The organism is Streptomyces beigongshangae, assembly GCF_019710745.1.
GTDB lineage: Bacteria > Actinomycetota > Actinomycetes > Streptomycetales > Streptomycetaceae > Streptomyces > Streptomyces beigongshangae.
Window position 1 is genome coordinate 104,193 of sequence record NZ_JAHKJW010000007.1, and the last position, 14,324, is coordinate 118,516.

Consider the following 14,324-nt stretch of genomic DNA (forward strand, 5'->3'; position numbering starts at 1 on the left):
CGAGCGAGGAAGGGGGAGCGCGTATGCATCTGACTCCGCACGAGCAGGAGCGTCTGCTGGTCCATGTGGCCGCCGACGTGGCCCGGCGGCGCCGTGAGCGGCACCTGCGGCTGAACTACCCGGAGGTCATGGCGCTGCTGACGGCCCACGTGTACGAGGAGGCCCGGGCCGGGGCGACGGTGGACGCGGTCATGGAGTCCGGCCGGCGGGTGCTGACCCGGGACGAGGTCATGGACGGGGTCCCGGAGATGATCGGCGACGTGCAGGTCGAGGCGACGTTCCCGGACGGTACGAAGCTGGTGACGATCCACGACCCGTTCGACGAGGCGGACAAGGACGTGGCCGTCCATCCGGGCAAGCTGGAACTCCTCCCCGACGACGAGGACCACCGGATCGTCTTCAACGCGGGGGCGGCCCACGTCGACCTGGTCGTGAGAAACCCCTGCGACCGTCCGGTCCAGGTGGGTTCGCACTACCACTTCGCCGAGGCCAACGAGGGACTCGACTTCGACCGTGAGGCCGCGCACGGCATGCGTCTGCACATCCCCTCGGGCACCTCGGAGCGGTTCGAGCCCGGCGACGAGCGCACCGTACGGCTGGTACCCATCGCGGGTGAGCGCGTCGTCCGGGGCCTGCGGGCCGGCAAGAGCGAGCGGGAGGCGAACCTCGATGCACGGTGAGACCGGGCGGCCGTACGACCCGCTGACGCGCTCCCGGTACGCCGACCTCTACGGTCCGACGGCCGGCGACCGGGTCCGGCTCGCCGACACCGACCTCGTGCTGCGCATCGACGCCGACCTCGGCGGCGGCCCCGGCCGCAGCGGTGACGAGATGGTCTTCGGCGGCGGCAAGGTGATCCGCGAGTCCATGGGCCAGTCGCACATTCCCCGCGACGATCCCCGCGAGCCGGCGGACACCGTGATCACCGGGGCACTGATCCTGGACCACTGGGGTGTGGTCAAGGCCGACGTCGGACTGCGCGACGGGCGGATCCAGGCGATCGGCAGGGCGTACAACCCCGAGACGATGGCGCCGGGTCCGGACGGTCTCCAGCGCTTCTCGGACTTCGTCGTCGGGCCCGAGACGGAGGTGATCGCGGGCAACGGGCGCATCCTGACCGCGGGCGGCGTCGACACCCATGTGCACTTCCTGTGTCCCGGTCAGATCCACGAGGCGCTCGCCTCGGGCGTGACCACGCTGATCGGCGGCGGCACCGGTCCGGCCGAGGGCAGCAAGGCGACCACGGTGACGCCGGGCAAGTGGCACCTGCAGCGGATGTTCGAGGCGCTGGACCCGTATCCGGTGAACATCGGCCTGCTCGCCAAGGGCAGCACGGTGTCCGAGAAGGCGCTGCGCGACCAGGTCGCCGCGGGCGCCCTCGGTTTCAAGATCCACGAGGACTGGGGCGCCACCCCGGCGGTGATCGACGCGGCCCTGAGGGTGTGCGACGAGACCGGCGTCCAGGTGGCCCTGCACGCCGACTCCCTCAACGAGTCCGGGTTCGTGCAGCAGACCTTCGCCGCGACGAGGAACCCGGCCGCCGAGGACGACCGGTACCGCAGCCTGCACGTCTTCCATGTCGAGGGTGCCGGCGGCGGCCACGCGCCCGACATGATCAGCCTGGTAGGCAGGCCGAACGTGCTGCCCGCGTCGACGAACCCCACCCGTCCCCTGACGGTCAACACCGTCAAGGAACACATCGACATGATGATCGTGTGCCACCACCTCAATCCGGAGGTCGACGCGGACATGAAGTTCGCCGACTCCCGCATCCGGCCCTCCACCATGGCGGCCGAGGACCTGCTGCACGACATGGGCGCCATCTCGATGATGTCCTCCGACGCGCAGGCCATGGGACGCATCGGCGAGATGATCATGCGGACCTGGCAGACCGCGCACGTCATGAAGACCCGCTACGGCCACCTCCACGAGGACGACGCGCAGGCGGACAACTTCCGCGCCCGCCGCTACGTCGCCAAGTACACGATCAACCCGGCCATCACCCACGGCATCGACCACGAGGTCGGCTCCGTCGAGGTGGGCAAGCTGGCCGACCTGGTGCTGTGGGAGCCGAAGTTCTTCGGCGTGAAGACGCACATGGTCATCAAGGGCGGCCAGATCGCCTACGCGCAGATCGGCGACGCCAACGCCTCGATCCCCACCCCGCAGCCGTTCCTGCCGCGCCCGGTGTGGGGGGCCGGCGGCCGCTCCCCCGGCGCGAACTCCTTCAACTTCGTGGCCGGGCTCGCCGCCGACGGCGAGCTGTCCCGCAGCGGCCTGCTCAAGGGGCTGCGGGTCATCAAGGACACCCGCGGGGTGACGAAGGCCGACATGGTGCACAACGACGGCGTGCCGGAGGTCGTCGTCGGCCCCGACACCTTCGACGTCACCATCGGCGGCGCCGTCGAATCGGATGTGCGCACCACGGTCGACGGGCATCAGGTCGCGTTGAACTACGCCACCGAACTGCCCATGGCCCAGCGCTACTTCCTCTTCTGAACCGTCCGCGGCCCGTACGGGCCGTCCTTCTCGGAGAAAGGCGGGCCGCTGCTCCATGACCGGTGCTGCCCTGCTCGTCCTGGCCGACGGCCGCTTCCCGGCCGGTGGGTACGCCCACTCGGGAGGCATGGAGGCGGCGGTGGCCTCCCGCAGCGTGCACGACGCGGCGAGCCTGGCGGCGTTCTGCCGGGGGCGCCTGCACACCGCCGGGCTGACCGCGGCCGGTCTCGCCGCCGCCGCGGCCGCCGGACACGACCCCCTGATGCTGGACGGGGCCGCGGACGCCCGCACACCCGCTCCCGCCGTGCGGGCGGCCGCCCGCAGGCTCGGCCGCCAGCTGCTGCGGGCGGCCCGCGCCACCTGGCCCTCACCCGACCTCGACCTGCTCGCCCGCAGCCGGCCGCAAGGGGTGCACCAGCCGGTCGTCCTCGGCGCCACGGCACGCACCGCCGGCCTGGCGCCGCTCGACGCCGCGCGGTGTGCCGCCTACGAGAGCGCAGCCGGGCCGGCGACCGCCGCGGTACGGCTGCTGGGCCTGGACCCGCTCGACGCCACCGCGCTGCTCGCCCGGATCGCCGGCGAGGTCGACGACGTCGCCCGCGCGGCCACCGATGCGGCCAGCCGCGTCACCGCCGACGGCGTCGGCGCGCTGCCCGCCGCCTCCGCCCCGCTGCTGGACATCATCGGCGAGCGGCACGCCGCCCGTACCGTCCGCCTGTTCGCGTCCTGAACCCACCCCGTCCACGGGAGCCGCCGTGCACCTCGACCACTCCACCACCCTTCCCCACCACCACTCCCACAGCGCCGAGCCGGTACGTCCCGACGGCAGCCGCCGCGCACTGCGGGTCGGCCTGGGCGGACCGGTCGGCTCCGGCAAGACCGCCGCCGTCGCCGCCCTGTGCCGCACGCTGCGCGACCGGCTGTCCATCGCCGTGGTCACCAACGACATCTACACCCGCGAGGACGCCGAGTTCCTGCGCCGTGAGGCCGTCCTGTCCCCGGAGCGCATCGCCGCCGTGGAGACCGGGGCCTGCCCGCACACCGCGATCCGCGACGACATCTCCGCCAACCTCGAAGCGGTCGAACAACTGGAGCGAACGCTGCGCCCCCTGGACCTGATCCTCGTCGAGTCCGGCGGCGACAACCTCACCGCCACCTTCTCCCGCGGACTCGTCGACACCCAGGTGTTCGTCATCGACGTGGCCAGCGGCGACGACATCCCGCGCAAGGGCGGGCCGGGCATCACCACGGCCGACCTGCTGGTCGTCAACAAGACCGACCTCGCACCCCACGTCGGAGCCGACCTGGACACCATGGCGGCCGACGCGAGGAGGCAGCGCGGCCCTCTGCCGGTCGCCTTCATCAGCCTCGCCACCACCGGCGGCATCGGTCCCGTCGCCGACTGGCTCACCGAGCGCCTCACCGCCTGGCATGCCCGGGGCACCGCATGACCGGTACCGCACACCTTCCCCTCACCGCACCGGCTCCGCCCGGCCACCGGCCGCGGACCGGTGCCGAAGAGGCACCGGTCACCGCTCCGGCGCACCCGTCCGGCACCTCCGTGCACGACGGCCGGAACTCTCCCCCTTCCGGGGTCCACGCCACCGCCCGTGTCCGCGCCGGTCACAACGGCCGGACCACCACCGTCCCGCTCCTGCACAGCGACGGTCCCTTCCACCTGAGGCGGCTGCGGCCCCGCGGCACACGGGCCCGGGTCGGCGTGATCGGGGCCATGAGCGCGCCCCTGGGCGGCGACCGCCTCGCACTCGATGTCGTGGCCGGGCCCCGGGCCCGCCTGGAGGTGACCACGGCCGCCGCCACCCTCGCCCTGCGCGGCCCCACCCGCGCACCCGCCACGTACGACGTCCGCCTCGGCGTCGGCGAGGGCGCCTCGCTGAACTGGCTGCCGGAACCGCTGATCAGCACGCGCGGCAGCACCCTGTACCAGACCTGTACCGTCGAACTCGCCCCCACCGCCCGGCTGCTGCTGCGCGAGGAACAGCTCCTGGGCCGCACCGCCGAACCCCCCGGGCTGCTCTCCAGCCGGCTGACCGTACGGCGCGACGGCCAGCCCCTCCTGGACCAGCACGCCCGCTACGGCGAACCGGCCCCCGCCTGGGACGGTCCCGCCGTCCTGGGTCCCCACCGGGCCTGCGGCCAGCTCCTCGCCGTCCACCCCCGCCTGCGGCCGGAGCGCCGGCCGCTCCTCATCGAGGACGACCCGGCCACGGGCCACGCCGTCCTCGTCCCCCTGCCAAACGCCCCCGCGCTCCTCGTCACCGCGATCGCCCCCACCCCGGCCCGCCTGCGCCGGCTCCTCGACACGGGCCTCGCGCACATCCTCGCCGCCGCTTCAGGCGCCGAGGCCGGGATGGTCCCGTAGCTGTCTGCGGGAGGTGACACCCAGCTTGCGGAAGACACTGCGCAGATGGGCGTCGATCGTGCGCGGGCTGAGGAACAGCCGGGCGGCGACCTCCTTGGACGTGGCTCCGCCGGCGACCAGCCGTGCGATGTACAGCTCCTGCGCGGTGAGCCGGTCGCAGGCGGTTCCGGACCGGCCGGGGGCCTTCTCGCCGGTGGCCCGCAGTTCGTCCGCGGCCCGCCGGGCGAATGCCTCGGCGCCCGCCCCGGTCAGCAGTTCATGGGCGGTGCGCAGGTGCGGGCGGCAGTCGCGGCGGCGGCCCTCCCTGCGCAGCCACTCCCCGTACAGGAGGTGCGCCCTGGCCCGGTAGGGAACCAGCGGGCTCTTCTCCAGGTGTTCGACGGCCTGCCGGTAGTGGTCCTCCACCCCGGTCACCAGCCCGCGCGCGTATGCCGCGATGCCCAGGCCCGAGCCGGTGCCACTGGCGTCGGTGCGCTCGGTCAGTGACTCCAGGGCCTCGGCGGCGGTGTCGCGCTCCCCGCACCGGACGGCCGCCTCCACCAGCTCGGGGAGGGAGACACCGGCGAGGAAGAGGTCGCCGTGCGCGGCGGCCCGCCGGGCCGCGGCCAGTGCGGCCGGGTACTCCCCCAGGCCGTTGTGCAGCACGGCCGCCGCCCAGTGGGTGTTGGCGATCAGCTGCCCCGAGCCGCTCGCGGTCGCCGCCGTGACGGCCGTGTCGAACAGTTCCAGCGCCTCCTGGCGACGGCCGCGCAGCGCGGCCAGCTGCAGCCGGTGGTACGTCACCGGTGGTCCGCCGACGGCGTCCGCGATCGCCTCCTCCTCGGTGATCGCCGCCGTGGCCCGCGCCAGGTCGCCGGAGAGCACGGCGCAGGATGCCAGCTGGGCGAGGCCCAGACGCAGCACCGGCGGCGAACCCGACGCGCGTCCGGTCTCCATCAGCCGGTCGACGATCGCCGCGTGCGTGTGCGGGTCCCACACCTCGCCCGCGAGCATGACGGCGAGCGCGGGCCGGCCGGCCCACAGGGGGGCGTCGTCACCGTCGAGGACCTTCCGTACCAGCGGGACGGCAGCCCGGTGCCCGTCCGCGGCCAGCCGTACCAGCGCGTCCAGGGCGTCCGGGGAGCTCGGTGCCGGCGCCGCCGTCCGGGCCGCCGCGAGGACCGTGTCCACGACCCCGGCGGCCCGGCCGACGGCGAGGCTCATTTCGAGGGCGTCCAGGAAGCACTCCCGGGACCACTGCGGGTCCACTCCGGCGAGGCGCCGTGCGGCGTTCAGCATGTGCGCGGGCCCGTCGCCGTCGTTGTGCCCCGCGAAGGCGATCCGCCCGCGCAGCAGATCCGTGCGGGCGTGCTGGACCTCGTCCAGTGCCGCGCTGTCGACGGTCTCCAGGAGTTGCGCCGCGAGGCCGGTGAGGCCCGCGTCGAGCTGGGCCCGCACGGCCGTGAGGGTCCGTTCGGTCCGCCGGGCGGCGTCCAGCGACAGGGCCGCCGCCCGTTCGAGGAAGGCAGCCGCGGCCACCGCGCCGCCGCGGGACCGCGCGCGTGCCGCGGAGCGTTCGAGTTCGGCAGCGACCTCCTCGTCGGGTCCGGTGCCGGCCTGGGCGCGGTGCCAGGCGCGCCGGTCGGGGTCCGCGGCCGGGTCGGTGACGTCGGCCAGTACCCGGTGGGCACTGCGGCGCCGGGCCGCGTCCGCGGCCCGGTAGACCGCGGACCGGGCCAGTGGATGGCAGAAGCGGACATGGGTGGAGAACTCGACGAGCCCGGTGGCCGCCGCGGCCGCGCCGGCCGCCGTCACATCGATGTCCAGCAGGCGCGCGGCGGACCGCAGCAGGGCGGGGTCACCGGTCGGGTCGGCACTGGCGACGGTCAGCAACTGCTGTGCTCCGTACGGCAGACCGGCCAGCCTGGACCGGAATCCCCGCTCGATCCGCGTCGCCACGGACGAGGTGTCGGGCGGCGCGAATCCGCCGGCGCCGGGCAGTTCGAGCAGTGCCAGTGGGTTGCCGCGCGCCTCGGCCAGGAGCTGCCGGCGCACCCGGCCGTCGAGCGTCACATGGCTGCCCGCCGCCAGGAGGGTCCGCGCGTCGGTGTCGCTCAGTCCGCCGACGGACAGGCCGGGCAACTCGTCCAGTCCGTCCGCCCTCGGCTGCGGCCGGGCCGCGAACAGCACGGCCACGGGCTCGCAGTCGACGCGCCGGGCGAGGAAGGCCAGTACCTTCGACGACGCCGCGTCCAGCCAGTGGGCGTCGTCGACCAGACACAGCAGCGGGCGGGCGCGCGCCGCGCAGGACAGCAGCTCCAGGGCCGCGAGCCCGATGCCGAACACGTCCGGCGCGCCCGCGGCCAGCCCGAACGCGGTGCGCAGGGCTTCGCGGTGCGGGCCGGGCAGTTCGTCGAGGTGCGGGAGCAGCGGTACGCACAGCTGGTGGAGGACCGCGAACGGCAGTTCCCGCTCGTACTGCGACCCGGACGCCCGGACGGTCCGGAACCCGGGGTTCGCCGCCTGTACGTGGTCCAGCAGCGCGCTCTTGCCGATGCCCGCCTCGCCCCACAGGACGAGGGTCCCTCCCCGGCCCGTGCGCGCGGCGCCGGTCAACTCGCCGAGGCGCGCGGTCTCCGCCTGCCTGCCGATGAGTTGACCGGGTGGGTGTGCCGACGTCATGGAGCACACGGTAGACGAGCCGCGGTCGCCCGGGTCCGTGCGGTGCCGACCGCCGTCCCTTAGGCATCTTTCACCGACGCGAACCCCCGTGCGCCGGCGCGAGTCTGGTGGCTCCGCCCCTGGCGACCACGAGAGAGCCCGATGATCCACCACGGCAACCGCGTCACGTTCACACGACGGGGACGTCGGGACGACGGGCGCGGGAGGTCGTCCAGGACTTCCTGATCGTCGATGACACCGGGGTTCTGCAGAAGGGCGGGCGGGGTGCCCCCGAGCACCCGCACAGCCCCATGAACGCAAGCACACGGCAAGAACCTCAGAGGTACCTCATGACAGCCACCACTCTCATCGAGACCGTCCTGCCCGGCGCGGTCGAGCCGGACGGTCCGGAGCTCCGCACCAGGGACCTGCCGGACCCGGCCGAGGGCCGGGTCGTCCTGCGGATGGACGCGACAGGGGTCTCGTTCGCCGAACAGCAGATGCGCCGCGGCACCTACCACGATCGGCCGCCCTTCCCCTTCGTGCCCGGCTACGACCTGGTCGGCACCGTCACGGCGGTCGGCCCCGGCGCGGACTCCGCACTGGCCGGACGCCGGTTCGCCGCGGTCACCAGGACCGGCGCCCGGGCGAGCCACCTGCTCGTCGACGCCGTGGACCTGATGCCCGTACCGGACGGGGTGGACGCGGTCGCCGCGGAGACCGTGCTCGTCAACGGCAACACCGCCTGGCAGATGCTGCACCGCGTCGCCGAGGTCCGCGCCGGCGGGACCGTCGTGGTGCTGGGTGCCAACGGCGGCGTCGGCTCCACCCTCGTACAACTGGCCCGCGCCGCCGGGATCACCGTGACCGGCACCGCGTCGGAACGGCACCACGCCACCGTCGGCGCGACCCCGGTCGACCGCCGCGACCCGGACATGTACACCCGGATCCGCGAGCTCGCACCCGACGGCGTGGACGCCGTGTCCGACCATGTCTCCGACCATGTCGCAGGCCCCGGGCTGGAGCAGTCGTGGCAGCTGCTGCGCCGGGGCGGGGTCCCGGTCCCCTACGGCAGCGCCGCCACCAAGGACGACGACGGCAACTCACAGCTGCCGTGGAGGAAGCTGTTCGCACGGCTCGCCGCATGGAATTCCCTGCCCAACGGCAGGAGGGCGCAGTTCTGCGCCTTCTGGGCGGGCAGACGCCGTTGCCGGACGGCCTGGCAGCAGCGGATGGCCGAGGACCTCGCGCAGGTGCCGCGCCTGGTGGCCGACGGCGCCCTCGTCCCCCGGATCGCCGCGGCGGTCCCCCTGCGGGACGCCGCTTCGGCCCTGAAGCTCGCCGAGTCCCACACCGTCGCCGGCAAGGTCGTCATCGTCCCCGGGGCGTGACACCACTCGAATCACTTCATCACTTCATCACTTCATCACTTTGGCACTTCGCCACTTCCTTACTCGCATGTGGACACGCATGCGGAAACCCAGAGGAGATTGTTCGTGTTTGAGCGCATAGCCGAGCTGGCGATCCGTCGCTCTCGGCTCATACTCGCCGTCACCGTCGTGGCGCTGGCCTTGATGGGGGTGGCGGGCGCAGGCGCGTTCGGCAAGCTGCTGGGAGGCGGCTACGACGATCCGGCCTCCCCCTCCAGCCGGGCCGCGAAGGTCATCGATGAGAAGTTCGGCGGGGAGACGAACCTGGTCCTGCTGGTGGGCGCCGCCCAGGGCCGCGTGGACAGTGCGGCGGCCAGGCAGAGCGGCCGGGCGCTGGTGGCCGAGCTCAAGGAGGACCGCACGCTGCGCAACGTGGTCTCCTACTGGGACACCGGCAGCCCCGCCCTGCGCTCCGAGGACGGGCGTCAGGCGATGGTGCTGGTGCACGTGAGGGGCGAGGACACCGAGCGCGACGAGAACGCCGGCGCTGTCATCGACGCCTACAGCGGCACCTACGACGGCACTCTGAGTGTCAAGGCCGGTGGCGGTGCGGCGGTCAACAGCGACATGGGTGAGCAGTCGGGCAAGGACCTGCTGCTGGCGGAGGCCATCGCGGTGCCGCTGACGCTGGTCCTGCTGCTGGTGGTCTTCGGCAGCGTGGTCTCGGCCCTGCTGCCGCTGGTGATCGGCACCATCGCCATCATGGGCACCTTCGCGGAGCTGTTCGTGCTGGGCAGCCTCACCGACGTGTCCTTCTTCGCGATCAACCTCACCACCGCGCTGGGCCTTGGACTGGGTATCGACTACGCCCTGCTGATGGTCAGCCGTTTCCGCGAGCAGCTGGCGGGCGGGGCCACGGTGGAGGAGGCGGTGCGGCGCACGGTGAGCACCGCCGGACGCACCGTCGCTTTCTCCGCCGCCACCGTGGCCGCGGCGCTGGGCGCGCTGATGGTCTTCCCCCAGTACTTCCTGCGCTCCTTCGGCTACGCGGGAGCGGGCGTGGTGGCCATCGCCGCCCTGAGCACCCTGTTCGTGATGCCCGCCCTGTTCATGGTGCTGGGCCACCGCGTCAACAGCGGCCGCCTGCCCTGGGCCAGGCACCCCGCTCCTCAGCCCGCCGGCGGCCGGCTGCCGTTGTGGGGACGTGTGGCGCGTACCGTGATGCGCCGGCCCGCGCTGACCGCGCTGCCCGTCCTGGCCGTCCTGCTGGTGGCGGCGGCTCCGTTGCTGGGCATCACCTTCGGCACCCCCGATGAGCGGGTACTGCCCGAGGAGGCCGCCAGCCGCCAGGTCTCCACCGCCCTGCGCGCCTCCTTCCCCGGCAACGACGACGCGGCCCTGCACATCGTGCTCGACGAGAGCGTGGACAGCGCCCCCCTGCACTCCTACGCCCGCTCCCTCTCCCGGCTGGAGGGCGTGATGCGGGTGGAGGCCGCCACCGGCACCTACACCCGAGGACAGGCCGACCCGCCGGGGGCGGCCAACGCGGCCCTGGGCCGCCGTGACGCCCAGCACATCACCGTCGTCAGCGCCCTGACCCCCAAGTCCGACCAGGCCCAGCACCTGGTCGACCAGGTACGCTCGCTGGCCGCGCCCGCCGGCACCCGGCCCCTGGTGGGCGGCACCGATGCCGTCCTGGTCGACGCCAAGGACTCCGTCGCCCAGCGCCTGCCCCTGGCCATCACCCTGATCGCCCTGAGCACCTTCGTCCTGCTGTTCCTGTTCACCGGCAGCCTCATCCAGCCCCTGCGCGCCCTGGCCCTGAACCTCATCAGCCTGGCCGCCACCCTGGGCGCCATGACCTGGGTCTTCCAGGACGGCCACCTGTCCTTCCTGCTGGGCTTCACCCCCCAGCCCATGGACGTGTCCATGACCGTACTGATGTTCTGCATCGCCTTCGGCCTGTCCATGGACTACGAAGTCTTCGTCACCAGCCGCATCAAGGAACTCCACGACAGCGGCCAGGACACCACCTCCGCCGTCGTCAACGGCCTGGGCCACACCGGACGCATCGTCAGCGCCGCGGCCTGCCTCCTGGCCGTCAGCTTCTTCGCCTTCGGCACCGCCCAACTCAGCTTCATGCAGATGTTCGGCCTCGGCAGCGGACTGGCCATCCTCCTGGACGCCATCGCCGTACGCGGCATCCTCGTCCCCGCCGCCATGCGGCTCCTGGGCCGCACCGCCTGGTACGCGCCCCCCTTCCTGCGCACCCTCCACAACCGCTACGGCCTCAGCGAGAACAGCCCCGGGCCCACGACCCCGCCCGTACGCGCGAAGAGCACCACGGGAGTCTGACCGCACGCACCCCGCACAGGACGGGCCCGCCTCCCACGAGGAGGCGGGCCCGTCCCACGCAGCCGCCGTGATCCGTGACCGAGCCGCCATCACCTACGACGCCCGGCAGCCCGGTCGTGGGCGAGCGGCTGGGCGTCGTAGGTGATGCGGATGACACCGTCGGCGTGCCGCCCGGCGCCGGCCCGTACGCCGAAGACGTCCCTGAGGATGCCGGGGGTCAGTGCTTCGAGGACCGGTCCCGCGGCCACCACCGCCCCTTCGTGCAGGACGACCAGGTGGTCGCAGAGCCGTGCGGCCAGGTCCAGGTCGTGCAGGACCGCCAGTGTGGTGATCCCGGTGGCGCGGATCAGGTTCAGGAGTTCGAACCGGGCACGGATGTCGAGGTGGTTGGTGAGTTCGTCCAGGACGAGGAGCCGGGCGCTCTGTGCCAGCGCCCGGGCGAGCAGCACCCGTTGGCGCTCCCCGCCGGACAGGGAGGCGTAGTCGCGGTCCGCGTACGCCCGTACGCCGCAGTGGTCGATGGCCTCCTCCACGGCACGGCGGTCCTCGGCGCCGTCCCGTCCCAGCAGTCCGTGGTGGGGGGACCGGCCCAGGGCGACGATGCCGGCGACGGTCAGGCCGGTGGTGTCGCCGGTGGCGTCCTGGAGGACCGCGGCGGTACGGCGGGCGGCGGTGCGGGCGGACAGCGTCCACACGTCGTCGTCGCCCACCCGTACGACTCCGCCCGCCGGGCGCAGGGAGCGGTAGACGGCGCGCAGCAGGGTCGACTTGCCGCTGCCGTTGGGACCGACCAGGCCCACGATGTCGCCCTTGTGGGCCTCCAGGCTGACGTCGCGCAGGATCGGCGTGCGGTCCAGGGTGACGTGGAGCCGGTCGACGGTGAGTTTCATGCGTCAGTCCAGACCCTTGTTGTGGCGCAGCAGCCACAGGAAGAAAGGGGCACCGAGGAGGGCGGTGAGGATGCCCAGCGGCAGTTCGTTGGGGCGGTCGACGGTACGGGAGAGCAGGTCGACGAGGACCAGGTAGACCGCGCCGAGCAGCGCCGTCAGGGGCAGCAGTCTGCGGTGGTCGGCGCCGGTGGTGAGACGCACCAGGTGCGGGATCATCAGGCCCACGAAACCGATGCTGCCCGCGACGGCGATGACGGTCCCGGTCAGCAGCGCGCTGAGCACCAGGAGCACGGCGCGCAGCCGGTTGACGTCGACGCCGAGCGCGGTGGCGGACTCGTCGCCGGCCAGCAGGACGTTGAGCCGCCGCCCGAAGAGGACCAGCAGCGCGGTGGTGAGGAGTACGACCACGGTGACGGTGGGGATCTGGTCCCACTGGGCGCCCGCCACACTGCCCAGCATCCAGAACATGACGGTGCGCAACTCCGTCGGTGTCGCCTGGAGTTGGACGAAGCTGGTCGCCGAGAGGAAGACGTAGCCGACGGCGACCCCCGCCAGCACCAGCCGGGTCGGCGCCAGCCGCCCGCGCCGCTGCCCGAGGGCGAACACCAGCGCACCCGCCACCACCGCCCCGGCGAAGGCCGCCGCCGACACCCCGAGCCCGGCCAGCGCGGCGCCGCCGCCCAGGGTGATGACCAGTACCGCGCCGAGTGTGGCGCCGTAGGAGAAGCCCAGCACGATGGGGTCGGCGAGGGGGTTGGACACCACGGTCTGCAGGACCGCGCCCGACACGGCCAGAGCCGCGCCGACCAGGGCGGCCAGCACCACACGCGGGGTGCGGAACCTCCAGACGATCTGGTCGAGCGCGGGATCGTCCGGTGGCGTTCCCGCGCCGGTGACGTGGTGCCAGACGATCGCCCACACGTCGCCCACCGGAACGGTGACCGCCCCGATGCTGATCGCCACGATCATCGTGGCGATCAGCAGGACGGGCAGCAGGGCGGACGCGAGGGCGACCCTCAGCGGGCCGGGCCTGTTCAGAAGGCGTCGGGGTGCAGCATCTTGGCGATCTTCGCCACGGCGAGGTCGTTGCTGGGGCCGATGTACATCGAGTCCGACAGCGTCACGTACGCGTTGTTCCTGGCGGCCGGCCACTGGGGGAACTCCTTGAGCAGTTTCTCGGCGTAGGCCGCCGGGTCCGGGTCGTTGTACGCGACGACGACCAGGGCGTCCACGTCGGTGGCGGCCACCTTCTCCTTGCTCAGGTCGGCGAAGGAGGTCCTGGAGGCGTTCTCGAAGGGGTTGGAGCCGCCGGCCTCGGCGAGGATGTCGTTGTAGATGCCCTTGGCGACGACCGAGCTGAAGTCGTTGCTGCCCATGGACATGTTGGAGAACAGCACCATCACCTTCGGTGTCTTCTTCCCCTTGCCCTCCCCCTTTCCCTTGGCCTTCGCCTTCATCTTCGCCTTCACCTTCGCCGAGACGGCCGCGATGTTCTTCTGCGAGGCGGCGATGACCTCCTCGGCCCTGTCACCGACGTTGAAGACCTTGCCCATGTCGCGCAGCAGCGTGTAGCTGTCGGCGATGGTCATCTTCGAGTTGTCCTGGCCGCAGCCCTGCGGGGAGACGTAGCTGTTCGCGGCGACGTCCTTCAGCTGGTCCCGGGTGGCGAAGCCGTTCTTGGCGTCGAAGCCGTACGAGGTGGTGGACAGCACCAGGTCGGGGCGCAGGCCGAGCATCGCCTCACGGGGGACGTCGAAGGCGTCGTTGGGCTTCACGTCGCCGGTCGGCAGGGCCTTGATGGCGGCGGCGCGGCCCTTCACCTCGGACCTGCCGTAGCCCTGCTGGTTGGCGACGATCCTGTCCTGCACGCCGAGGGCGAGGAGGGTGGAGACCTCGCCGACGGAGGCGCCGTTCATGACGACGACCCGGCTGGGAGCCTTCTCGAAGGTGATCCTCTCGCCGCAGTTCTCCAGCGTCACCGGGTAGCCGGTCTTCGCGTCCACGGCCCCGGTCGTCCTCTCCGTACTCGTCCTGTCGTCGTCCGAGGAGTCGCCGCATGCCGCCGTGAGCAGGCACAGGGCTGCGGCCAGGGCGGTGACGGCCGGCCGGTTCATCGACATGCGGGCTCCTTGCATACGAGATGCGCTTGTGTCCGAGGGGTTCTGTCGCAGTAGTCGGGGCGGGGCG

11 protein-coding genes are annotated in these 14,324 nt (G+C 72.8%); 7 read left to right on the forward strand and 4 right to left on the reverse strand.

All coding sequences use genetic code 11. From position 1 onward, the window contains the following. Positions 1–23: 23 nt before the first annotated feature. Genes KM933_RS07650 through KM933_RS07670 form a run of 5 tightly spaced genes read left to right on the forward strand, consistent with a single transcriptional unit; the run spans position 24 to position 4,882 of the window. On the forward strand, positions 24–680 hold the full coding sequence (locus KM933_RS07650) for an urease subunit gamma (RefSeq protein WP_221349501.1): 657 nt from the start codon (positions 24–26) through the stop codon (positions 678–680). Then, positions 670–2,499: an urease subunit alpha gene (locus KM933_RS07655; protein ID WP_221349502.1), complete on the forward strand. Its 1,830-nt coding sequence runs from the start codon at positions 670–672 to the stop codon at positions 2,497–2,499. Before KM933_RS07650 ends, KM933_RS07655 begins: the two co-directional genes overlap by 11 nt. Positions 2,500–2,554: 55 nt before the next feature. Further along, a complete protein-coding gene (locus KM933_RS07660) occupies positions 2,555–3,229 on the forward strand; it encodes an urease accessory protein UreF (RefSeq protein WP_221349504.1) in 675 nt (224 codons plus the stop codon). Between the two features lie 25 nt (positions 3,230–3,254). Beyond that, positions 3,255–3,950, forward strand: coding sequence for an urease accessory protein UreG (ureG, locus tag KM933_RS07665; RefSeq protein WP_221349506.1), 696 nt, complete (start codon positions 3,255–3,257; stop codon positions 3,948–3,950). Beyond that, entirely contained in the window at positions 3,947–4,882 is a 936-nt protein-coding gene (locus tag KM933_RS07670; RefSeq protein ID WP_221349508.1) for an urease accessory protein UreD, read from the forward strand. The genes ureG and KM933_RS07670 overlap by 4 nt, the downstream gene beginning before the upstream one ends. Here the strand turns inward: KM933_RS07670 and KM933_RS07675 are convergent. Then, positions 4,853–7,543 (reverse strand): AAA family ATPase, encoded by a 2,691-nt coding sequence (locus tag KM933_RS07675; protein WP_221349510.1) that lies wholly within the window; start codon positions 7,541–7,543, stop codon positions 4,853–4,855. The two genes, KM933_RS07670 and KM933_RS07675, sit on opposite strands and share 30 nt — an antisense overlap. A gap of 329 nt (positions 7,544–7,872) precedes the next feature. On the opposite strand from KM933_RS07675, the gene KM933_RS07680 reads away from it, so the two are divergent. After that, positions 7,873–8,913: a medium chain dehydrogenase/reductase family protein gene (locus KM933_RS07680; RefSeq protein ID WP_221349511.1), complete on the forward strand. Its 1,041-nt coding sequence runs from the start codon at positions 7,873–7,875 to the stop codon at positions 8,911–8,913. Between the two features lie 105 nt (positions 8,914–9,018). After that, entirely contained in the window at positions 9,019–11,247 is a 2,229-nt protein-coding gene (locus KM933_RS07685) for an MMPL family transporter (protein ID WP_221349514.1), read from the forward strand. 89 nt (positions 11,248–11,336) lie between these two features. Here KM933_RS07685 and KM933_RS07690 read toward each other — a convergent pair whose 3' ends face one another. The 3 genes from KM933_RS07690 to KM933_RS07700 all read right to left on the reverse strand — a co-directional run bounded on the left by KM933_RS07690 (position 11,337) and on the right by KM933_RS07700 (position 14,257). After that, positions 11,337–12,137: an ABC transporter ATP-binding protein gene (locus KM933_RS07690; RefSeq protein ID WP_221349516.1), complete on the reverse strand. Its 801-nt coding sequence runs from the start codon at positions 12,135–12,137 to the stop codon at positions 11,337–11,339. A 3-nt stretch (positions 12,138–12,140) separates the two neighbouring features. Beyond that, positions 12,141–13,106: a FecCD family ABC transporter permease gene (locus KM933_RS07695; RefSeq protein ID WP_221349517.1), complete on the reverse strand. Its 966-nt coding sequence runs from the start codon at positions 13,104–13,106 to the stop codon at positions 12,141–12,143. 65 nt (positions 13,107–13,171) lie between these two features. After that, a complete protein-coding gene (locus tag KM933_RS07700; protein ID WP_221349519.1) occupies positions 13,172–14,257 on the reverse strand; it encodes an ABC transporter substrate-binding protein in 1,086 nt (361 codons plus the stop codon). Between the last annotated feature and the right edge of the window lie 67 nt (positions 14,258–14,324).